Raw genomic sequence first — 21,724 nt, 5'->3', positions numbered from 1 at the left:
CCGCACGGTCGCCGCGCCCTCCCACCCGGTCGCTTCGCGACCACCCTCCCCATGAAGGGGAGGGAGAGGTAAGAAACGTGATGACCCAAGCTCAAGGCCCCCTCGCTGGCGTTCGCGTCCTCGATCTGTCCCGCGTTTTGGCCGGCCCCTGGGCGACGCAGACCCTGGCCGACCTCGGCGCCGAGGTCATCAAGATCGAGCGTCCCGGCGAGGGCGACGACACCCGCCACTGGGGGCCGCCCTTCACCACCGCGACTGACGGATCAAAGGGCGACGCCGCCTATTTCCTGTGCGCCAACCGGGGCAAGAAGTCGGTCGAACTGGACATCGCCAGCTCTGAAGGCGCCGAGGCCGTGCGTCGACTGGCCGCCACCTGCGACGTGGTGGTCGAGAATTTCAAGACCGGCGGATTAGCCAAGTACGGCCTCGACTACGCTGGTCTGTCAGCGGTCAATCCGAAGCTGGTCTATTGCTCGATCACCGGCTTCGGTCAGGACGGGCCGGACGCGCACCGGGCCGGCTACGACTACATGATCCAGGCCATGGGCGGGCTGATGTCGATCACCGGCCAGCCGGACGGGGCGCCCGGCGCCGAGCCGATGAAGGTGGGGGTGGCGGTCGTGGACCTGTTCACCGGCCTCTACGCCTCCAACGCCATCCTGGCCGCCCTGTGGCATGCGCGAGCGACAGGCGAGGGTCAGCACGTGGACGTCGCCCTGTTCGACGTCCAGGCGGCCATGCTGGCCAATCAGGCGACCAACTGGTTCGTCTCGGGGACAGCGCCGACGCGGATGGGCAATGCCCACCCCAACCTGGCCCCCTATCAGCCCTTCCCCTGCTCGGACGGCATGGTGGTCATCGCCGTCGGCAACGACGGCCAGTTTCGGGCGCTGGCCAAGGCGCTGGGCGTCGAGCCCATGGGCGCCGACCCGCGCTTCTCCACCAACGCCCTGCGGGTCCAGCACCGCGCCGAGCTGTCGCCGACCCTGTCGACCCTGACGGCGTGTTTCACCATGAAGGGGCTGATGGCGGCGCTGGAGGCAGCGGGCGTGCCCTGCGGCCCGGTCAACACCATCGACCAGGTCTTCGAGGAGCCGCAAGCGATCCATCGCGGCCTGACGATTGAACAGTCGCGCCCCGACCTGGCCACGCCGATCCGCACCGTCGCCTCGCCCATCCGCCTGTCGAAGACCCCCGTCCGGTACGAGGCCCCGCCACCGAAGCTGGGGCAGGACACGGAGGCGGTTCTGGCTTCGATCACTCGAGGCGACTGACCTCGCGGCGGGAGCCTAGAAGGTCAGGACCTGCCACAGCCAGCCGATCCCGCACAGGCCAAGGATCGTGATCGCCACATAGCGGACGACGGTTTTCATCGAACCGATCGCCCCATAGACCTCGTCTTCGCGAAGTTCGCCAATCATGCCCGGCGTCGCGTCCAGTCGCCATTCTTCGGACTCTGCGCCGCCGAGATCGCCGAACTCGCCGCGCCGGGCGCGGGCGATCAGATCCCGCGCCTGGACGATCTGAAAGTCAGGCGCGGTCACCCGGAGCCCGCCAAACGCTACCTGCAAATGCGCCATGTTGGTCGCGGCGTCCCGGTCAGGCACGCGGGCGTCGATCCCGTGTCGCTTCAGAAAAGCTGCCGCCAGCTCCGCTTCGGGCAAGTTCGTGAACCGCGCCACTTCCAGTCGATCCATCTTGTCCTCAAGCCCTCAGTCCGCCCATACGGCGAAGCTAACACGGATCTCCCAATTGAAAACGGCGGGCCCCTTTCGAGTCCCGCCGTCGTCAGTTGTTGCTCGCGAAGACCTTACAGGTCCAGCAGGGCGCGGGCCGGATCTTCCAGCAGTTCCTTGATGCGGACCAGGAAGGTCACGGCTTCCTTGCCGTCGACGATGCGGTGATCATAGCTGAGGGCCAGGTACATCATCGGGCGGATCTTGACCTCGCCGTTGATGGCCATCGGGCGCTGCACGATGTTGTGCATGCCCAGGATGCCCGACTGCGGCGCGTTCAGGATCGGCGTCGACATCAGCGAGCCATAGGTGCCGCCGTTGGTGATGGTGAAGGTGCCGCCCTGCATCTGATCCATGGTCAGGGCGCCGTCACGGGCGGCCTTGCCCAGGGCGCCGATGCCCTTTTCTATGCCGGCGAGGCTCAGGGTGTCGGCGTCGCGCAGGACCGGAACCACCAGACCCTTGTCGGTGCCGACGGCCACGCCGATGTCGTAGTGGTTCTTGTAGATGATGTCCGTGCCGTCGATCTCGGCGTTGACGGCCGGGATTTCGTGCAGGGCCTGGACCACGGCCTTGGTGAAGAAGGACATGAAGCCCAGCTTCACGCCGTGGCGCTTCTCGAAGACTTCCTTGTACTGGGCGCGCAGGGCCATGACGTTGGTCATGTCCACCTCGTTGAAGGTGGTCAGCTGGGCGGCCGTGTTCTGGGATTCCTTCAGGCGACGAGCGATGGTCTGACGCAGGCGCGTCATCTTCACCCGCTCCTCGCGCGGCTGGTCGGCGCGCGGCGCGGCCGGAGCAGCGACGACCGGAGCCGGAGCGGCGGCGCCGATGGCGGCGATGGCGTCAGCCTTGGTGATGTTGCCCTTCGGACCCGTGGCCGACAGCGAGGCCGGGTTCAGGTTGTTTTCCGACACAACGCGCTGGACGGCGGGCGACAGGTGAGCCGAGGCCGGAACCTGGGCTGAGCCGCTGTTGGCCGGAGCAGCGGCGGCAGGCGCAGCCGCCGGGGCCGCAGCGGCGCCCGAGGCCGAGATGGAGCCGATGACCTGACCGGGGGTCACGGTCGCGCCGTTGTCGGCGGCGATGGTCAGGACGCCGGCGGCCGGGGCCGAGACCTCCACCGCGACCTTGTCCGTCTCGATCTCGACCAGAAGCTCGTCCTTGGCGACGGTGTCGCCCGACTTCTTCAGCCAGGTTCCGATCGAGCCTTCAGCGACGCTTTCGCCCATGGTCGGGACGGCGATCTCGACCGAGGCGCCGCCCGAAGCGGCCGGAGCGGCGGCGGGGGCTGCAGCGGCGGCAGGGGCAGCGGCCGGAGCCGACGCGCCTTCGCTCACCGAACCCAGGACCGTGCCGGGAACGACCGTGTCGCCCTCGGCGGCGTTGATCGCCGCCAGGACGCCGTCGGCCGGGGCCACGACTTCCAGCGAAACCTTGTCGGTTTCCAGCTCGACCAGGACTTCGTCCTTACGGACGGAGTCGCCGACCTTCTTGATCCACTTGGCGATGGAGGCTTCGCTGACGGATTCACCGAGGGCGGGGGTGAGGATATCGGCCATGGTTCGGTCCAGTGTCTTTTCGTGTCTTGGCGTATCTATAGGTCAGGCGAGGCCGATCAGGCCATGGCCTCGGCGAGGAAGGTCTCGAGTTCCTTCAGGTGGCGGCTCATCAGGCCGGCCGCCGTGGAGGCGGAGGCCGGACGCCCGACGTAACGCGCGCGCTTGGCCTTGATATCCATCTTCTCGAGGGTCAGTTCGATCCACGGATCGACGAAGGTCCAGCCGCCCATGTTCTTGGGCTCTTCCTGACACCAGACCAGGTCGGCGTTGGGGAAGCGGGCCAGTTCGGCCGAGATCGACTTGATCGGCCACGGATAGAACTGTTCCAGGCGCAGGATGTAGATGTCGTTGACCCCCGCCTTCTCGCGCGCGTCCAGCAGGTCGTAATAGACCTTGCCCGAGCAGACGATGACCTTGCGGATGTCCTTGTCGGCCTTGAGCGAGACGCCGGCCACGTCCGGACGCAGCTGGGCGTCGTCGCGCAGAACGCGGTGGAAGGACGAGCCCTCCGCCATGTCGGCCAGGGTCGACACCGCCTTCTTGTGACGCAGCAGCGACTTGGGCGTCATCAGGATCAGCGGCTTGCGGTAAGAACGGTGCAGCTGGCGACGCAGGATGTGGAAGTAGTTGGCCGGGGTCGTGCAGTTGGCGACCTGCATGTTGTTCTCGGCGCACTGCTGCAGGAAGCGCTCGAGGCGGGCCGAGGAGTGCTCGGGACCCTGGCCTTCATAGCCGTGCGGCAGCAGCATGGTCAGGCCGCTCATGCGCAGCCACTTGCGTTCACCCGAGGAGATGAACTGGTCGATGACCACCTGGGCGCCGTTGACGAAGTCGCCGAACTGGCCCTCCCACAGGGTCAGGGTATTGGGGTCGGCCAGCGAGTAGCCGTACTCGAAGCCCAGCACCGCCTCTTCCGACAGGGCCGAGTCGATGACCTCGAAGTGGGCCTGGCCGTCGCGCAGGTGGTTCAGCGGGAAGTAGCGCTTCTCGGTCGTCTGGTCGGTGATGCCCGAGTGACGCTGCGAGAAGGTGCCGCGCACCGAGTCCTGACCGGACAGGCGGATGTTGTAGCCCTCGTCCAGCAGCGAGGCGAAGGCCAGGCTTTCGGCGGTGGCCCAGTCGATGTTCTGGCCGCTGTCGACGGCCTCACGACGACCGTCGATGACCCGCTTCAGCGTCTTGTGCACGTCGACGCTGTTGGGGATCTGGGTCAGGCGGTGGCCGTAGCCCTTGAGCTTGTCCGTGGAGACGGCCGTGTCGCCGCGCTGGGCGGCGTCGTCGGTCTTCTCGGCGCCCAGGCCCTGCCACTGGCCGTCCAGCCAGTCGGCCTTGTCGGCCTTGAAGGTCTTGCCCGCTTCAAACTCGGCGTCGAGGAAGGCTTCGAAGCGCGCCAGCTCGGCGTCGACCTCGGCCTGGGTGATCACGCCCTCGGCCACCAGACGCTTGGAGTAGATCTCGCGCGTCGACGGCTGGTTCTTGATCTTGGCGTACATCAACGGCTGGGTGAAGGTCGGGTCGTCGCCTTCGTTGTGACCGAAGCGGCGGTAGCAGAACATGTCCACCACCACGTCCTTGTGGAACTTCTGGCGGTATTCCGTCGCCACCTTGGCGGCGAAGACGACCGCTTCGGGATCATCGCCGTTGACGTGGAAGATCGGCGCCTGAACCATCAGCGCCACGTCCGACGGATAGGGCGACGAGCGCGAGTTGCGCGGCGCCGTGGTGAAGCCGATCTGGTTGTTGATGACGAAGTGCAGGGTGCCGCCGGTGCGGTAGCCCTTCAGCCCCATCAGGGCGAAGCATTCGGCCACCACGCCCTGGCCGGCGAAGGCGGCGTCGCCGTGGATCAACAGGGGGGCGACCTTGGAGCGGTCCAGCACCCATTCGGCGTCCGACTTGCCCTGGTTGACCTCGGCCTCGCGGATATCGAAGGCCTGCTTGGCGCGCGACTTGCCCAGGACGACCGGGTTGACGATTTCAAGGTGCGACGGGTTGGCCGTCAGCGACAGGTGGACCTTCTTGCCGTCGAACTCGCGGTCCGACGAGGCGCCCATGTGATACTTGACGTCGCCCGAGCCCTCGATGTCCGACGGCACCGACGAACCGCCCTGGAACTCGTGGAAGATGGTCTTGTAGGGCTTGCCCATGACGGCGGCGAGCACGTTCAGGCGGCCGCGGTGGGCCATGCCCAGAACGATCTCGTCCACGCCCAGGGCGCCGCCGCGCTTGATCACCTGCTCCAGGGCCGGGACCATGGCCTCGCCGCCGTCCAGGCCGAAGCGCTTGGTGCCGGGGAAGCGCTTGTGCAGGAAGCGCTCGAAGCCCTCGGCCTCGATCAGCTTGTTCAGGATGGCCAGCTTGCCTTCCTTGGTGAAGGCGTTCTGCTCGAACTTGTCGGCGCCTTCAAAGCGCTGCTGCAGCCAGGACTTCTCTTCCGGCTCGGCGATGTGCATGAACTGCACGCCGATGTTGCCGCAGTAGGTGCGCTTGAGGATGTCCAGCACCTGACGGATCGAACCCGTCTGCAGGCCCAGGACGCCGTCCAGGAAGATCGGGCGGTCCATGTCGGCGGCGGTGAAGCCGTAGAATTCGGGGGTCAGCTCGGCGTTCTCGACCGGCTGCTCGATGCCCAGCGGGTCCAGCTTGGCCTGCAGGTGGCCGCGCACGCGGTAGCTGCGGATAAGCATCAGGGCGCGGATCGAGTCATGGGCGGCGGCGCGCACGTCGGCGGCGGTCAGCGCGCCCGAGGCGTCGGCAGCCGGAGCGGCGGGACGCGGACCGGGCTTGCCGGCGGCCTTGGGATCGACCTTGGGGGCGGGCCAGCGACCGTCGAAGACAGCGGTGTCCTCGGTCGGCTCGGCCGGACCCGAACGGCCCCACGAACCGGCGGCGGCCGACTGCTTCACCAGGTCGGCGTTGTCCTTCAGCTGGTCGAAGAAGGCGCGCCATTCCCCCGGCACCGAGCCGGGGTCCGCAGCCCATTTTTCGTGCAGGTCCTCAATGAAGGCGGCGTTCGCGCCATAGAGGAAACTGGTCTCGGCAAAGACCTGGTTCAGCTGACCTGCATCGTCCGCCATTTTGCTCTCGTCGTCCTACATTCCAGCCGCGCGCGCACGCCTGCGCGGTGAGCGGCGCCGCTCATATAGGCCGTGTTTCCTTACTGGTCATGACCGAAGGGAGGCGATGCGGGTGGAAATTGGTCGAATCCGCAAGAAAAAACGCCCCCGGACGATTCCGAGGGCGTTTCAAAGGGTCACAGGGCGCGAAATTTCGCCCCGGAACATCGTTCGGTCGCGCTCCCTGCCCCCGAACCCCCGACATCGACTGGAGCGGAGGCGCGGCGAACTCGCTCAAGCAGCGAGCCGCCGCGCGGCGAGCGTTAGCGACCTTGCTGAAGGGCTTTAGCCCTTCAGCACTTCGAGAAGCGTGTGACCCAGGCGCGCCGGCGACGGCGAGACGCGGATGCCCGCGGCCTCCATGGCGGCGATCTTGGATTCCGCGTCGCCCTTGCCGCCCGAGACGATGGCGCCGGCGTGGCCCATGGTGCGGCCGGCCGGAGCCGTACGACCAGCGATGAAGCCGGCCATCGGCTTCTTGCGGCCCTTCTTGGCTTCGTCGATCAGGAACTGGGCGGCGTCTTCTTCGGCGCCGCCGCCGATTTCACCGATCATGATGATCGACTCGGTGGCGTCGTCGGCCAGGAACATTTCCAGGACGTCGATGAACTCGGTGCCCTTGACCGGGTCGCCGCCGATGCCGACGGCCGTGGTCTGGCCCAGGCCCGCGTTGGTGGTCTGGAACACGGCTTCATAGGTCAGGGTGCCCGAGCGCGAGACGACGCCGACCGAGCCCTTGGAGAAGATGCTGCCCGGCATGATGCCGATCTTGCACTGTTCCGGGGTCAGGATGCCGGGGCAGTTCGGGCCCAGCAGGCGCGACTTGGACTTCTCCAGGCGAGCCTTGACGCGCACCATGTCCAGCACCGGGATGCCCTCGGTGATGCAGGTAATGAAGGGGATCTCGGCCTCGATGGCTTCGATGATGGCGTCGGCGGCGCCTGCCGGCGGGACGTAGATGACCGAGGCGTCAGCGCCGGTGCGCTCCTTGGCTTCGGCGACCGAGGCGTAGATCGGCAGGGTTTCGCCGTGCGAGCCGGTCCAGTTGGTGCCGCCCTTGGTCGGGTGCACGCCGGCGACCATCTGGGTGCCGTGATAGGCCAGGGCCTGTTCAGTGTGGAAGCCGCCGGTCTTGCCGGTCAGGCCTTGCACGATGATCTTGGTGTTCTTGTCGACGAGAATGGACATGTGTCTGTGCTCTGAATTCTGTGTGTCAGCTGGGCGGTGGCGAGTAAGGCTCTAAGCCTTAGCCGACCGCCGCGACGATCTTCTGGGCGGCGTCGTCGAGGTCGTCCGCAGCCGTGATGGCCAGGCCGGACTCGTTCAGGATCTTCTTGCCCAGGTCGACGTTGGTGCCTTCCAGGCGGACCACCAGCGGCACCTTCAGGCCCACTTCCTTCACGGCCGCGACCACGCCTTCGGCGATGACGTCGCACTTCATGATGCCGCCGAAGATGTTGACCAGGATGCCCTGGACGTTCGGGTCAGCGGTGATGATCTTGAAGGCCGCGGCGACCTTCTCCTTGCCGGCGCCGCCGCCGACGTCGCAGAAGTTGGCCGGCTCCTTGCCGTACAGCTTGATGATGTCCATGGTCGCCATGGCCAGACCGGCGCCGTTGACCATGCAGCCGATGTTGCCGTCCAGGGCGACGTAGGCCAGGTCCCACTCCGAGGCTTCGATTTCCTTGGCGTCTTCCTCGGTCTCGTCGCGCAGTTCCTTGATGTCGGGGTGACGGAACAGGGCGTTGCCGTCGAACGACACCTTGGCGTCCAGAACGCGCAGGCGGCCGTTTTCCATGACGATCAGCGGGTTCACTTCTAGCATGGCCATGTCCTTCTCGACGAAGGCTTTATACAGGGCCGGGAACAGCGACTTGCCGTCTTCACGGGCGTCGCCTTCCAGCTTCAGCGCGTCCGACAGGGTGGCGCAGTCGGCTTCGGTCACGCCGGTCGTCGGGTCGATGACGACGGTGATGATCTTTTCCGGGGTGTCGTGGGCGACGGTTTCAATGTCCATGCCGCCTTCGGTCGAGACGACGAAGGAGACGCGGCCGTAGGCGCGGTCGACCAGGATCGACAGGTAGAGTTCGCGCGAGATGTCGGCGCCGTCTTCGATGTAGAGACGGTTGACCTGCTTGCCGGCGTCCGTGGTCTGAGCGGTGACCAGGGTGTTGCCGAGCATTTCCTTGGCGTTCTTGACCACGTCCTCGATCGAGAAGGCCAGGCGCACGCCGCCCTTGGCGTCAGCCGGCAGTTCCTTGAACTTGCCCTTGCCGCGGCCGCCCGCGTGGATTTGCGACTTCACCACATAGAGCGGGCCAGGCAGTTGCTTGGCGGCGGCTTCGGCCTGGTCGGCCGAGGTGATGGCGACGCCTTCGGCGACCGGAGCGCCAAAGGCCTTGAGAACCTGCTTGGCCTGATACTCGTGAATGTTCATGTCTGATCCGCGCCGTTGGGAGGAGGGTTGTGGAAACTTTGGTCGCGCTTATAGGCGTCGCGCCTTCGCCTGCGCAACCGCCCCCCTCCTTATGGCCGTCAGAGCCTTTTCCTATGGCCCAAGCTGGGCTGGATCAGTCGACCCAGTCCTTCTTTAGGGTGCGCGAGGCGCCGAACAGCAGGGCCGAGGACAGCAGGTAGAAGCCCATCCCCGTATAGATGGCCCAGCGCAGGCTCTCCTCGCCGAAGGTCGGGCGCAGCAGATCCGACATCCAGCCGAAGTAGTAGATGCCGACGGCGATCCCCAGCAGGTTGTTGATCAGCAGGAAGAGGGCCGAGGCCGTGGTGCGCATGGCCGGGGTCCCCAGATGCTGCACCGCCGCCGTGATCGGTCCCAGCCAGGTCAGGTTCAGCCCGGTCGGGATCAGGAAGATCAGGAAGGCCAGGGTCAGCGCCGCCGCCCCGTTCGGATTGGCGTCCGGCATCACCGCCCCGACCAGGGCGCCGGAGTTCATCGCCAGCAGGAAGCAGGGCACCGAAATCAGGAAGGCGATCGCGGGCGTCAGCGGATAGGCGCCCTTGGACTTCTTGCCCAGGCGGTCGGCCATGACCCCGCCCAGCCAGATGCCGGCCACGCCGCCGACCATGACGATGGCCGAATAGTACCAGGCGGTCTGCGACAGGGTCAGGCCGAAGCTGCGCATGAAGAAGCTGGGCAGCCAGGCGGCGACGCCGTAACCGCACACCGAGGACGATGCGGCGCCGAAGGCCAGCAGCCAGAAGCTCGGCTTGGGCGCCAGGGTGCGCACCACCTCGCCGAACGGCGGGGCCTTCTGCACGACCGGCGCGGCAGCGGGCGCGAGGGCGACCGGGGCGTCCAGACCACCGCGCTTGGGGTCCTTGACCGTCAGGCGCAGGATCGGCGCGACCAGGACGCCCAGAACGCCCACGACGATGAAGGCCGTACGCCAGCCATAGGTCGCCGCCAGCAGACCCCCGACCAGGGTGCCCGCGGCCATGCCGAGCGGAATGCCGAAGGCATAGGCGGCGAGCGCCCGCGCGCGCTGCGACTTGGGGAAGTAGTCGGCGATCAGCGAATAGGCCGGGGCCACGCCCCCCGCCTCGCCGATGCCCACCCCCATCCGGCACAGGAACAGCTGGCCGAAGCTGCCCGCCACACCGCACAGAGCGGTGAAGCCCGACCAGATGGTCAGGGCGGCGGTCATGATCCACACCCGGCTGACCCGGTCCGCCAGCCAGGCGATCGGGATGGCCAGGGTCGAATAGAGCAGGGCGAAAGCCAGACCGCCCAGCAGGCCGAACTGGCTGTCGGACAGCCCGAACTCGGCCTTCAGCGGCGCCGCCAGGATGCCGATGATCTGCCGGTCCAGGAAGTTCAGCATGTAGATGAGGATCAGGATCCCCAGCACATAATAGCGATAGCCGGGGGAGACGGCCTTCTCGCCGGCCTCCTCGGGCGCTGCAGCCTCGGACGTGGTCATGGCGTGCCCCCCTCGGGCTTGTTCTGTTTGAACGGACGGTAGCGGCGTCGTGCGAGGACGCCAAAAGAAAAAGGGCGGCGGCTCTCGTCGGAACCGCCGCCCGCGATCAGATGATCAGGCGCTCAGGAGAGAAGTCCCGATCAGAACTTGTACTGCAGCGAGGCCGTGACCGTGCGCGGCGGGCCGTAGTAGCCGATCAGCGAGTTGTTGTAGGCGGCGCCGGCGAAGTTGTAGCCGCCGACGCGATATTCCTCGTCCGTCAGGTTCTTGCCATAGACGCCGACAGTCCAGGTGCGGCTCGGATCCGTCCAGACCACCGACAGGTCGACCAGGGCGAAGGCGTCCTGATCCAGCACGGGGTTGGGGAACTCGAACTGGCTGTAGTCGTCGCGGTAGCTGACCGACGGCGTCACCGCCAGCGAACCGCCGGCCACGTCGCCGCGCCAGGTCAGGCCGAGGTAGCCCGTCCACTTCGGCGCGTTCTGCAGCACCACCAGGCTCGAGATGTCCTCGTACTTCTGCGTCGTCAGATTGTAGCGCAGGAACTCCTCGAACTTGGAGTCAAGGTAGCCCACGGCGAAGTTGGCCGTCAGGCTGTCGGTCAGAACCAGAGCGCCCTCCACTTCGGCGCCGAAGAACTTGGACGAGCCGACGTTGTCGACGAAGCTGGCGATGCCGCCCACGGCCGGAACCTGGGTGGTGACCTGCTGGTCCTGATACTCGTTGTAGAAGATGGCCGAGGCGAAGCTCAGGCGACGGTCGAAGGCCGAACCCTTCAGGCCGATTTCATAGGAGTCGACCGTCTCCGGCTGATAGCCGTTGACCGTGTTCGGCGTCAGGATGGCGTCGCCGCGCATGTCGAAGCCGCCCGACTTGAAGCCCTTCGAATAGGAGGCGTAGCCGGTCAGGCGGTCCGAGAAGTCATAGGACAGCGAGGCCTTGGGCGTGAACTGGTCGAAGGTGTTCGAGCGCGTGTAGTCGGTGCGCAGCAGGATGGGGTTGCGCGCCGTGCCGCCCAGCAGCGGGCTGCGGGTCGCGCCCAGATAGTTGGCGCGGAAGACGTGACCGGTCTTGTCGTCCATCGTGTAGCGGGCGCCCAGACCCAGGTGCAGGCGATCCGTCAGGTCCAGGTTCACATCGGTGAACAGGGCGATGCTGGTGGTCTCGACATAGCCGGCGGTGCCGATGACGATGCCGAAGTTCTGGGCGATGGTGTCGAAGGCGCCCGAGGCCGTGCCGTCCAGATAGAAGAGGCCGGCGACGCCCTGGATCCGGTCCGTGCTGAACAGGGCCTGGAATTCCTGGGTGAACTGGCGGTCGCCGTAGACGGCCGGCACGTCCAGCGTCGGGGCGGGCGTATTGTCGAAATCGATCAGGGTGTCGGTGTCGCCGGTGCGATAGGCGGTGATCGACTTGAACGACCAGACGTCGTTGAGATCGACCTGGGCGGTCAGCGACACGCCCTCGGTCGTCACCTTGTTCTTGTCGCCGAGGCCGGCGTAGGTGTCATAGACGCTGCCGGGAACGCCGGCGCCCGGGCCGACGCCGGCCAGTTCGCGGTGGCCGTGACGCGGGTTCGACTTGTCCTCGACCCGGTCGTAGGCCAGGCGGAAGAAGGCGTTGTCGTAGGGCTGGAATTCGACGCTGACGCGACCGGCCAGAACGTCCTTGTTGTAGTGCTCGGCGCCCGTGTTCAGGTTCTCGCCGTAGCCGTCGCGGTTGTAGCTGGCGATAGCGCCGCCGATGCGCAGCTTGTCGGTGACGGGCATCGAGCCCTGGGCCAGAAGGTCAACCTGGTTGTAGCTGCCGTAGGCGCCGCGCAGGGTCAGTTCCGGCGAATCCGGGTCCAGACGCGAGGTGACATACTTGATGGCGCCGCCGACGGTGTTGCGCCCGTACAGCGAACCTTGCGGGCCGCGCAGCACCTCGATGCGCTGGATGTCGAAGATGTCCAGCACCGCGCCCTGGGGACGGGCCACATAGACGTCGTCCACATAGAGGCCGACGCCGGGCTCGAAGCCCCACAGCGGGTCCTGCTGGCCGATGCCGCGGATGAAGGAGATCAGGGTCGAGTTCGAACCGCGCGCGACCTGAACCGTGGCGTTCGGGGTCTGCTGCTGCAGGGCGGTGATGTCGGTCGCGCCGGTTTCTTCCAGACGCTCGGCGCCCAGGGCCGAGACCGAGACCGGCACGTCCTTCAGGGTTTCCTCGCGACGGCGCGCGGTGACGACGACGTCGTCGATGCTGGAGACCTGGGTCTCGGTCGAGGCTTCCTGCGCCACGGCCGAGGCCGAGAGCGCGCCCCAGGCGGCGCCCGCCAGCAAGACGGTCTTCACGAGTCTGTTCATTTGGATCCCAATCCTGATTTCCAGCCCAATCGACGCTTTTATTCAGCGTTCAATGATTTTCACGGAAGGTGCCGATCTTTCACCGGTCTGTCAAACGGCCACGCTGAAGGCCGCCGCAAATCCGCCGCCCCTGTGGCGCCGTTGCACTGAGGGTCGAAGCACGACTAGCTTGCGCGCATGAAATCCGACGACGACCTCGCCCCGGCCCTTCCGCCCGTCACCGCCGCCCCGGCGCGACGCGGTCGCCCCAAGAAGACGAAGACCGCCGCGGCGGGCGAGACCCGCGACGCCATCCTGAACGCCGCCGAGGATCTGTTCTCCAAGCACGGCTTCTATGGCGTCACCATCCGCGAGGTGGCGCGCGAGGCGGGCGTGGATACGGCCCTGGTCCACTACTACTTCGGGGCCAAGAAAGAGCTGTTCGACGCCGTCTTCATCCGTCGCGCCGAGGTCTGGAACAACGAGCGGGTCGCCGCCGTCGACCGCTACGCCGAGGCCGCGGGCGAGGCCATGACCCTGGAGGGCCTGTTCGAGGCCTTCCTGCGCCCGCCGTTCCAGTGGTCGCTCAAGGGCGGGCCGGGGTGGAAACACTACGCCGCCCTGGTGGCCCAGACCAACGCCAACCCGGCCTTCGGCGGCGAGACCATGGCCCGCTATTTCGACCCGGCCATTCGCCGCCTGCTGGAACTGGTCAAGCGCATCCATCCCGAAGCCCGCGACGAGGACCTCTACTGGGCCTGGCACAACCTGTCGGGCGCCCTGACGCTAACGCTGGGCGAGACCGGGCGTCTGGACCGCCTGTCGGGCGGCCTGTGCAAGTCCGGCGACCTGGACAGCGCCTGCGACTACATGGTGCGCTTCGCCGCCGCCGGCTTCCGCGCCGTCTGCGGTTCGAAAACGAGCGGCTGATGCCCAGCCTGCTTCAGGGCAAGGCGCGCGACATCGCGCGCGGCCTGATCGTCGCGGTCGTCGCAGGCGCCTTCCTGGCCTTCAGCGGGGCCTTCGGCTCGGGCGGGACGCCCCTGGGCCAGAGGCTGATCTACTGGATATCCATGCTGGTGTTGGGCGGTCTCTGGGGCCACGTCTGCGGCGCCCTGGTTACGCGTTACATTGACGCCGACGCCCGGCCGTGGACGACGGCGGCGATCCTCACGGCGGTCATCACCGGTCCGCTGACCCTCGGCGTCTGGGCCGCGACCGGCCTCTTCTTCTATCAGCGCCTGCTGTCGATCGAAGTGCTGATCAACTTCCTGCCGGCGGTGCTGCTGATCACCGCTGTGCTCAGCGCCCTGAACGTCTTTCTGGGCCGTGAGCGCCCGGTCGAGACCCACGCCTCGGCGCCCGGCGCCGCGCCCGCCCGCTTTCTCGAGCGCCTGCCGCCAAAACTGCGCGGCGCCCGTCTGATCGCGGTCCAGGCCGAGGACCACTACCTGCGCCTGCACACCGACCGGGGGTCTGACCTGATCCTGATGCGCCTGTCTGATGCCTTGACCGAACTGGAAGGTCTGGAAGGCGCCCAGACCCACCGCAGCTGGTGGGTGGCCAGGGACGCCGTCGCCTCCGTCGCTCGCGGCGACGGCCGCGCCGCCCTGACCCTGGACGGCGACCTCACCGCCCCCGTCAGCCGCCGCTACGCCAAGGCCCTGCGCGAGGCGGGGTGGTGGTAGGGGCGCTTGCCCTTCCCGATCGACATCAACCCCAGCGCCAGTGAATGGTGAGCATAAAGATGGCCGCCGTGGCGAAACTATAGAGCCCCCGCGTACGAGCCCTGCCGTGGTCCCGCGTCGGGACCACTGATGGAAAAGAGTGTGACCTGCGGCCAAGATACAGCCGACACCCGCTGCCACCGACAAGAGGGTCAATGCCCAGGCGCCGGGAAGCGTATCCCTCCACTGCGCCGCCCACCGTTCTCCAACGAAGACAATGGCAATTATAGTTGCCGCCAAGATCAGCGCCGCGACGATAGTCGCGCGCAAGGACCGCCGTGCAGCGTCTAGGTCTTCCTCGACACCACCAATGCCAACGTGTCGTAGACGGCCGATCTCGCTCCCAAGCCGCCACAGCAAGCCAGCAGCGAAAGTCAGAAACGAGAGGAAGAGAAGAAGCGCGCCCATCGGCGCGCACGTTGCGATGAGGCGACTAACATTGCAACGACCTCAGGTTCATCCCTCCCCCTCACACCCAGTTCCCGTGGAACGCCGCCGGCAGGGCCACGTCGGCGCGCCAGGTGGCGACGGGGCCGTCCTCGACGTGCATCAGGTCCAGGACGTGCAGTTCGCTGACCCCCGCCTTCAGATTGATGGTCGGGCCGACCAGCCAGGCCTCGGCCTCGTGCACGCCGCCGGGCTTGGGCACATAGACCATCTCGTCGGTGACATGGCCGGGGCCGAAGTCGAACGACCGCGTGCGGCCCGAGCGCCAGTCGGTGACGGCCACGGCCGAGGCCAGGGGCCGGTCGGCGCGTTCGCCCGTGGTGTGCAGGCTGAAACGGCGGGCCAGACCGGCCCGGCGCGGGTCGCTGCGCGGGAACTCCCCCACCACGCCGGTCCGCTCCAGACGACCGCGCCCGTTCGGTTCCAGCACCACCATGGCCAGTTCGGCGGGGTCGTGACCCAGGGGCACGCCGTTCAGCACCTCATGGGCGCCGCGCGCGGCGAAATCCATGTCCTTGTGGGCGCACAGATCGAGGCGGATCGTGCCGTCCGCCTCCTCCCAGGCGTCGCCCGCGTGGAAGAAGCCGAAGGGCGGCAGCTCATAGATCCGACGCTGCGTCAGGTCGGCCTTGTCGATCACCAGAATCTGGGTGCCGGCCTGCGGCGTCCACTCGAAGGCGGCCGAGACGGGCATGACGTTGCGCGAATGGACCCAGGGCTGCAGGACGATGACCAGATGCCTGGCCGTGGCGCTGAAGTCGTGGATATAGCTGGCGCGCGGAAGGGCGATGAGCTCGGCCGCCTCCAGGGCGCCGTTCGCCGCCAGTCGCCAGACCATGGCCTGGCGTCCGCTCACCCCCAGGTTCCAGATACGCCCGTCCGGCTCGATGCGCGGGTGGGCCAGGAAGGGCATGTTCTTCAGGTCCGGGCGCAGGGTCACGAAGTCCTCGGTCGCCAGGGTCTCGGGGTCCATGGCCAGCGGCGAGCCCGCCTCCCACAGGGCCCACAGCTTGCCGCCGACCTTGTGCACCGAGGTGTTGGCCGGGCTGGCGTCGTCGGCCGAGCCGATGCGGGCGCGCGGATCGGCCACCGTGCCGAAGCCCGGCATCAGCATGGCCCCGACCTCGGCCTCCTGACGCCGCTTGGGCGTGTCGGCGAAGCGGGCGGCCAAGGTCGCCTGCCCGTCCTGCACCCGCCAGCGGCGGATCAGGCCGTCGCCGTCGAACCAGTGCTGGGACGAGCCGCCGGGCCGCCGGAACTTGGCCGGGCCGTTGCGATAAAGGCTGCCCGACAGGCCGGCGGGCGCCCGGCCATGCACCAGACGCAGGGCGCGCGGCGCCACGTCGCCCTCGACGTCGGCGGTGGCCAGCGACCAGTCGGCGGTCGCGCTCATCGCCTGCGCGGCATAGGCCCGGTCGGGGGTCAGGACGCGGGCGGCGGCCAGGGCGCCGGAAAGCGCGGCGGCGCCCATGAACAGGGTGCGACGGGTCGGGGTCATGGCGGTCTCTCCGAACATCAAGACTTAGCGGATGCGGATGGTCTGGGCCGTGACGCCCGACACCTCGAAGCGGGCGCGGTCCCACTTGGCCGGCCCCATATTGCCGACAGCATTGTTGGAGAAGGCGAAGGGCTCGCTCGGCATGCCGAACGGATTGACGTCCATCTTGCCGTTGCCGTTGACGTCGTGGACGGCCTTCATGCCGTAGGTTCCGGCGGGCAGGTCGAACACGGCCTCGCGCTGGCCCGCCGCCACATCGACCTGGGCCACGCGCGCCGGCTGTCCGCCCTCATAGGCGGCCTCGCTGTCGTAGAGGGCGACCAGAACCGCGCCGGTCTCCGCGCCCGTCTCGAAGGTCAGGGTCAGACGGTTGTCGGCGGATTGGGCATAGGCCGGAGCGGCGAAGGCCAGAACGGCGGCGACGGCGAGGATGCGGATCATGGCGGGTCCTTTCGGGGACGGCTGAAGAAGTCGCCGCCTTCCTCCCTCGCCCCGCCGCACCCCGCCAGCGGCCTTGCGTCCTCAACCGCCGCGTCTTCGCCAACGACCACCGCCGACCGTTCGCGAAGCGCCAATGACCACCTGCTGACGCGCGCCAGGTCGGCCTGCGTCAGCGGCCCGGCTTGCCCCCCGCGCCTCATGGCCGTAAGTCGCAGAACCATGACCCAGACCGCCGCCGCAAGCGCCCCGCTGATCTGCCCCTCCATCCTCGCCAGCGACTTCGCCAGGCTGGGCGAAGAGGTCCGCGCGCTGGAGGCCGCCGGGGCCGACTGGATCCATATCGACGTCATGGACGGCCACTTCGTGCCCAACCTGACCATCGGCCCGGACGTGGTGAAGGCGCTTCGCCCCCACACCCGCCTGCCCTTCGACGTTCACCTGATGGTGGCCCCGGTCGATAATTGGCTGGAGGCCTATCGCGCGGCCGGCGCCGACATCATGAGCGTCCACCCCGAAAGCGGTCCGCACGTCCATCGCACCCTCGGCCAGATCCGCCAGCTGGGCGCCAAGGCCGGTCTGGTCTTCAACCCGGCCACGCCGCTGAGCGTGCTGGAAGAGGCCGTCGACCTGGTCGACCTGGTGCTGATCATGTCCGTCAATCCCGGCTTCGGCGGTCAGAAATTCATCGAGTCCTCGCTGAAGAAGATCGAGCGCGCCCGCGCCATCCTCGACCGCGCCGGCTCCAGGGCCCACCTGCAGGTGGACGGCGGCGTGGTCGCCGCCAACGCCGGAGCCTGCCTGTCCGCCGGGGCCGACGCCCTGGTCGCGGGCTCCTTCGTCTTCAAGGGCGGGCCGGACGCCTACGCCGCCAACATCCAGGCCCTGAAAGCCGCCGCCGCGTGAGCCCCCTCGGCCCCTTCGCCCCGCGCGAAACAGAAGGCGGCCTGACCGAGGGCCACATCCCCGGCCTCAAGGGCGCGCCGATCCGCACCCCGGTGCGCGCCGCCGGGGGGCCCAAGGCCGACCCCGCCCTGTGGGCCGCCGTCGCCGGACAGCTGGCCGCGCGCCAGCTGTGGATCGAGCTCTACGGCCTGCCCGGCTACACCATGACGCTGAAAGGCGCCCGCGCCGACGGTTTCGCCGTCAGCCCGCGCGACTTCCGCCCCCTGCGCGAAGAGGCCCCGCGCCCCCTGCTGTCGGGCCGCTTCACCCTGGCCGGGCTCAGCCTCGACGCCGAGGGGCCCGCCGACCTGTGGAACCGCCCCACCCCCAGCCGCGCCTTCGCCGTCGAACTGCACGCCTTCGTCTGGATGCCGGAGATGATGGCCCACGGCGATCGCGGCGCGCGCGAGGCCCTGGCGCTGACCCTGGCCTGGGACGACCTGTTCAACCGCTGGTCGCCCTTCTCCTGGGACCCCGACATTCTGGCGCGGCGCGCCTATCACCTGGCCTGCGCCGGACGGCGTCTGGCCGGGGTGGCTACCGAGCCTGAGCGTCTGCGTCTGACCGACATTCTGGCGCGTCAGGCGCGTCAGTTGCTCCGTCCGCCCGGCGGCCTGATGGGCCGGGCCGAGCGCCTGACCGCCGCCGCCGTGGCCGGCTGCGCCCTGGCCGGCAAGGCCGGCGCCGGCATCCGCCGCACCGCCCTGAAGCGTCTGCCCGCCGCGCTGGAGGCCGCCGTCGCCGCCGACGGCCATCACGCCGCCCGCGCCCCGGAGATGGGTCTGGAGCTGCTGCTCGACCTGCTGACCCTGGACGACGCCCTCGCCCAGCTGTCCGAGCCGACGCCCGAGCCGGTCACCGCCGCCATCTCGCGCCTGACCACCAGTCTTCGCGTCCTGGCCCTGCCCGACGGCCGCCTGGCCGCCTTCCAGGGCGGCGGTCCGTCCACGCCCGAACGCGTCGCCGCCGCCCGCGCCCATGACGACACGCCCGCCCCGCCCGCCAGCGGCGCCGTCGGCGGCCTGGTCCGCATCTCCAGCCCCCTGCTGACCGTCATGGTCGATGTCGAGGCCCCGGCGCGCGGCGCCTGGTCGGCCGCCGCCTGCGGTCAACCGGCCGCGCTGGAAGTCGTCTGCGGCCGCGACCGCCTGTTCACCTCGGCCGGCTGGACCCCGCGCGCCCTGGACCGTCAGGCCCTGCGCCTGACGCCGGGCGCCTCGACGCTGACGCTGGGCGAACAGCCTCTGGGCGAGCCCCTGTCAGGCTGGAAGGCCGAACTGCTCGGCCCCCGCCTGATCGGCCCGGCCCTGCACGTCACCCGCGACCACCGCGAAGGCGACGGCGCCGTCTGGCTGGAGGTCGAGCACGACGGCTGGATGGCTCAGTACGGCCTGATGCATCAGCGCCGCCTCTATCTGGATCAGCGCCTCGACGAACTGCGCGCCGAGGAGCGGCTGCATCCGCCGGAAGGCCGCCCCGAAGTGACCCGCGCCATCGCCGCTCCCTACGCCCTGCGCTTCCAGCTGGAGCCGGGCGTTCAGGCGTCATTGGCCCGCGACCGCCGCTCCATCCTGCTGCGCGGCCATTCGGGACGCGGCTGGTGGTTCCGCAGCGACGGCCCCGACGTCGCCATCGAACCCGCCGTCCACGTCGACGAGGGCCTGACGCGGCGCTCCCTGCAGATCGTCGTCCGCGGCTCCGCCCGCACCGACGCCGACACCAAGATCCGCTGGAAGCTGAGCCCGGCGGGCGCGGCGGGCGATCCGCACTAGATTTCGTCGAGGCCCTTCAGGAAGGCCTCGACATCTCCCACTCCGTCATCCTCGGGTTTGACCCGAGGATCGGGCGCCAGTCCGAACAGGCTGGGATAGAGGTCTTGCCACTGCGGGTTGGTCTTCTCGACCAGCTCCAGCTTCCACGTGCGGTTCCAACGCTTCAGGGCCTTCTCGCGCCGGATCGCCTCGGTGACGAAGCCGTGCGTCTCATACCAGACGAGGGTCTTGCAGCCGTAGCGCTGGGCGAAGCCTTCGACCTGATCTTCACGATGCCGGCGGATGCGCTCGTAGAGGTTCGCCGTCATGCCGATGTAGAGGACGCCGAGCGGGCGGCTGGCCAGGATGTAGGTGGCGATGAAAGGGCGGCGCTCGATCATGGAACGTCGAGTGGCGGACAACTCGATCCTCGGGTCAAGCCCGAGGATGACGGAGAGGAGGAGACCTGCTGGTGTCCCAAGGGCTGACGCGGACGGTCGATGGTGCTAGAGGCCGCGCCATCTCCCCGCCCCAGCTGTTAACGGACGCCGCCCATGCCCGCCGCTCCCGACTTTCCGCCCGCCCCGGACGCGATCAAACCTGTCCGCGCCCTGATTTCATTGTCGGACAAGGCGGGGCTGGAAGACGCAGCGCGCACGCTCGCCGGTCTCGGCGTCGAGCTGGTCTCGACCGGCGGCACCAAGGCGGCGATCGCGGGCTTCGGCCTGCCGGTCAAGGACGTGGCCGATCTGACCGGCTTCCCGGAAATGATGGACGGCCGGGTCAAGACCCTGCACCCCGTGGTGCACGGCGGCCTGCTGGGCGTCCGCAACGCCCCGACCCACGCTCAGGCCATGACCGAGCACAATATCGGCGCCATCGATATCGTCTGGATCGACCTCTATCCGTTCGAGAAGACGGTGGAATCCGGCGGCGGCTTTGAAGCGGCCATCGAGAACATCGACATCGGCGGTCCGGCCATGATCCGCTCGGGCAGCAAGAACCACGGCCACGTCGCCGTCGCCGTCGACGGCGAGAGCATCGGCCTGATCCTCGAGGCCCTGAAGGCCGACGGCTGGACCTCGCTGACCCTGCGCAAGCAGCTGGCCGCCCGCGCCTTCGCCCGCACCGCCGCCTATGACGCCGCTGTGTCCGGCTGGTTCGCCGCTCAGCTGAACGACGCCGCCCCGGCCCGCAAGTCGATCGCCGGCTCCTTGGCCCAGACCCTGCGCTACGGCGAGAACCCGCATCAGACCGGCGCCTTCTACCGCACCGGCGAGAAGCGTCCGGGCGTGGCCTATGCCGAACAGGTTCAGGGCAAGGAGTTGGGCTACAACAACATCGCCGACGCCGACGCCGCCTATGAACTGGTGGCCGAGTTCGAGGCCCCGGCCTGCGTCATCGTCAAGCACGCCAACCCCTGCGGCGTGGCCGTGGGCCACACCCTGTCGGAAGCCTACGCCCGCGCGCTGGAATGCGACGCCGTCTCGGCCTTCGGTGGCGTCATCGCCGTCAATCGCCCGCTGAACGGCGAGGACGCCCGCGCCATCACCGGCATCTTCACCGAGGTGGTCATCGCCCCCGGCGCCGACGACGAAGCCAAGGCCGTCTTCGCCGCCAAGAAGAACCTGCGCCTGCTGATCACCGACGGCCTGCCCGACCCGCACGGCGCCGGCGAGGTCTTCCGCTCGGTCGCTGGCGGCTTCCTGGTCCAGTCGCGCGACCGCTCGCTGATCAAGCCGGAAGACCTGAAGATCGTCACGCGCCGCCAGCCGACGCCGACCGAGATCCAGGACATGCTGTTCGCCTTCACCGTGGCCAAGCACGTCAAGTCCAACGCCATCGTCTATGCCAAGGACGGCCAGACGGCGGGCATCGGGGCCGGTCAGATGAACCGCCGCGACAGCGCCCGCATCGCCGCCATCCGCGCCAAGGAAGCCGGCGAGGCCAAGGGTCTGGCCCACTCCCTGGCCGAGGGTTCGGCCTGCGCTTCGGAAGCCTTCTTCCCCTTCGCCGACGGCCTGCTGGAAGCCGTCGCCGCCGGGGCCACGGCGGTGATCCAGCCGGGCGGCTCGATCCGCGACGAGGAGGTCATCGCCGCCGCCGACGAACGCGGCATCGCCATGGCCTTCACCGGCGTGCGCGTCTTCCGGCACTAGGTTGGAAGGGCGCTAGCGCGAGCCGCGCGGCGGCTCGCTACATGAGCGCAAGAAGAAGGGCGCTGCCGGTCGTCGGCAGC

The 21,724-nt window shown here is 68.3% G+C and carries 16 protein-coding genes; 6 read left to right on the top strand and 10 right to left on the bottom strand.

From position 1 onward, the window contains the following. Positions 1-80: 80 nt before the first annotated feature. On the top strand, positions 81-1,274 hold the full coding sequence (locus B3K53_RS13630) for a CaiB/BaiF CoA transferase family protein (RefSeq protein ID WP_292085008.1): 1,194 nt from the start codon (positions 81-83) through the stop codon (positions 1,272-1,274). Between the two features lie 15 nt (positions 1,275-1,289). Here B3K53_RS13630 and B3K53_RS13625 read toward each other — a convergent pair whose 3' ends face one another. The 7 genes from B3K53_RS13625 to B3K53_RS13595 all read right to left on the bottom strand — a co-directional run bounded on the left by B3K53_RS13625 (position 1,290) and on the right by B3K53_RS13595 (position 12,700). Then, positions 1,290-1,697 carry a hypothetical protein gene (locus B3K53_RS13625; protein ID WP_292085007.1) on the bottom strand — a complete coding sequence of 136 codons (408 nt, stop codon included), beginning with the start codon at positions 1,695-1,697 and terminating at the stop codon, positions 1,290-1,292. A gap of 113 nt (positions 1,698-1,810) precedes the next feature. Further along, positions 1,811-3,298: a 2-oxoglutarate dehydrogenase complex dihydrolipoyllysine-residue succinyltransferase gene (gene odhB, locus B3K53_RS13620; protein WP_292085005.1), complete on the bottom strand. Its 1,488-nt coding sequence runs from the start codon at positions 3,296-3,298 to the stop codon at positions 1,811-1,813. A gap of 56 nt (positions 3,299-3,354) precedes the next feature. Next, positions 3,355-6,375 (bottom strand): 2-oxoglutarate dehydrogenase E1 component, encoded by a 3,021-nt coding sequence (locus B3K53_RS13615; RefSeq protein WP_292085004.1) that lies wholly within the window; start codon positions 6,373-6,375, stop codon positions 3,355-3,357. Positions 6,376-6,699: 324 nt separating this feature from the next. Next, a complete protein-coding gene (gene sucD, locus B3K53_RS13610; protein WP_292085003.1) occupies positions 6,700-7,602 on the bottom strand; it encodes a succinate--CoA ligase subunit alpha in 903 nt (300 codons plus the stop codon). A gap of 58 nt (positions 7,603-7,660) precedes the next feature. Then, complete coding sequence (gene sucC / locus B3K53_RS13605; protein ID WP_292085002.1) at positions 7,661-8,851, bottom strand: ADP-forming succinate--CoA ligase subunit beta; 1,191 nt, start codon at positions 8,849-8,851, stop codon at positions 7,661-7,663. Positions 8,852-8,984: 133 nt separating this feature from the next. Continuing rightward, positions 8,985-10,352: a spinster family MFS transporter gene (locus tag B3K53_RS13600; protein ID WP_292085001.1), complete on the bottom strand. Its 1,368-nt coding sequence runs from the start codon at positions 10,350-10,352 to the stop codon at positions 8,985-8,987. Between the two features lie 140 nt (positions 10,353-10,492). Continuing rightward, positions 10,493-12,700, bottom strand: coding sequence for a TonB-dependent receptor (locus B3K53_RS13595; RefSeq protein ID WP_292085000.1), 2,208 nt, complete (start codon positions 12,698-12,700; stop codon positions 10,493-10,495). A gap of 177 nt (positions 12,701-12,877) precedes the next feature. On the opposite strand from B3K53_RS13595, the gene B3K53_RS13590 reads away from it, so the two are divergent. Both B3K53_RS13590 and B3K53_RS13585 read left to right on the top strand, forming a co-directional pair. Further along, the gene (locus tag B3K53_RS13590; RefSeq protein WP_292084999.1) at positions 12,878-13,609 is read left to right on the top strand and encodes a TetR/AcrR family transcriptional regulator; all 732 of its coding nucleotides are present in this window, start codon (positions 12,878-12,880) and stop codon (positions 13,607-13,609) included. Next, the gene (locus B3K53_RS13585; protein WP_292084998.1) at positions 13,609-14,367 is read left to right on the top strand and encodes a LytTR family DNA-binding domain-containing protein; all 759 of its coding nucleotides are present in this window, start codon (positions 13,609-13,611) and stop codon (positions 14,365-14,367) included. Before B3K53_RS13590 ends, B3K53_RS13585 begins: the two co-directional genes overlap by 1 nt. A 508-nt stretch (positions 14,368-14,875) precedes the next feature. Here the strand turns inward: B3K53_RS13585 and B3K53_RS13580 are convergent. After that, positions 14,876-16,351: a carotenoid oxygenase family protein gene (locus B3K53_RS13580; RefSeq protein WP_292084997.1), complete on the bottom strand. Its 1,476-nt coding sequence runs from the start codon at positions 16,349-16,351 to the stop codon at positions 14,876-14,878. A 24-nt stretch (positions 16,352-16,375) separates the two neighbouring features. Continuing rightward, positions 16,376-16,792, bottom strand: a complete 417-nt coding sequence (locus B3K53_RS13575) for a DUF2141 domain-containing protein (protein WP_292084996.1) — start codon at positions 16,790-16,792, stop codon at positions 16,376-16,378. A gap of 219 nt (positions 16,793-17,011) precedes the next feature. Between B3K53_RS13575 and rpe the strand changes: the two genes are divergently transcribed. Both rpe and B3K53_RS13565 read left to right on the top strand, forming a co-directional pair. Beyond that, positions 17,012-17,695, top strand: a complete 684-nt coding sequence (rpe, locus tag B3K53_RS13570) for a ribulose-phosphate 3-epimerase (protein ID WP_292084995.1) — start codon at positions 17,012-17,014, stop codon at positions 17,693-17,695. Beyond that, complete coding sequence (locus B3K53_RS13565) at positions 17,692-19,506, top strand: heparinase II/III family protein (protein ID WP_292084994.1); 1,815 nt, start codon at positions 17,692-17,694, stop codon at positions 19,504-19,506. The genes rpe and B3K53_RS13565 overlap by 4 nt, the downstream gene beginning before the upstream one ends. Here the strand turns inward: B3K53_RS13565 and B3K53_RS13560 are convergent. Next, positions 19,503-19,886: a GIY-YIG nuclease family protein gene (locus B3K53_RS13560; protein ID WP_292084993.1), complete on the bottom strand. Its 384-nt coding sequence runs from the start codon at positions 19,884-19,886 to the stop codon at positions 19,503-19,505. The genes B3K53_RS13565 and B3K53_RS13560 overlap by 4 nt on opposite strands. A gap of 153 nt (positions 19,887-20,039) precedes the next feature. Here B3K53_RS13560 and purH point away from each other — a divergent pair, with 153 nt between their 5' ends. Next, positions 20,040-21,644: a bifunctional phosphoribosylaminoimidazolecarboxamide formyltransferase/IMP cyclohydrolase gene (gene purH, locus B3K53_RS13555; RefSeq protein WP_292084992.1), complete on the top strand. Its 1,605-nt coding sequence runs from the start codon at positions 20,040-20,042 to the stop codon at positions 21,642-21,644. Positions 21,645-21,724 lie beyond the last annotated feature (80 nt).

Source organism: Brevundimonas sp. UBA7506 (assembly GCF_002479495.1).
In the GTDB taxonomy this organism is placed as follows: domain Bacteria; phylum Pseudomonadota; class Alphaproteobacteria; order Caulobacterales; family Caulobacteraceae; genus Brevundimonas.
The sequence above is the reverse complement of the archived record's forward strand: the minus strand, read 5'-3'. Positions and strand labels throughout refer to the sequence as shown.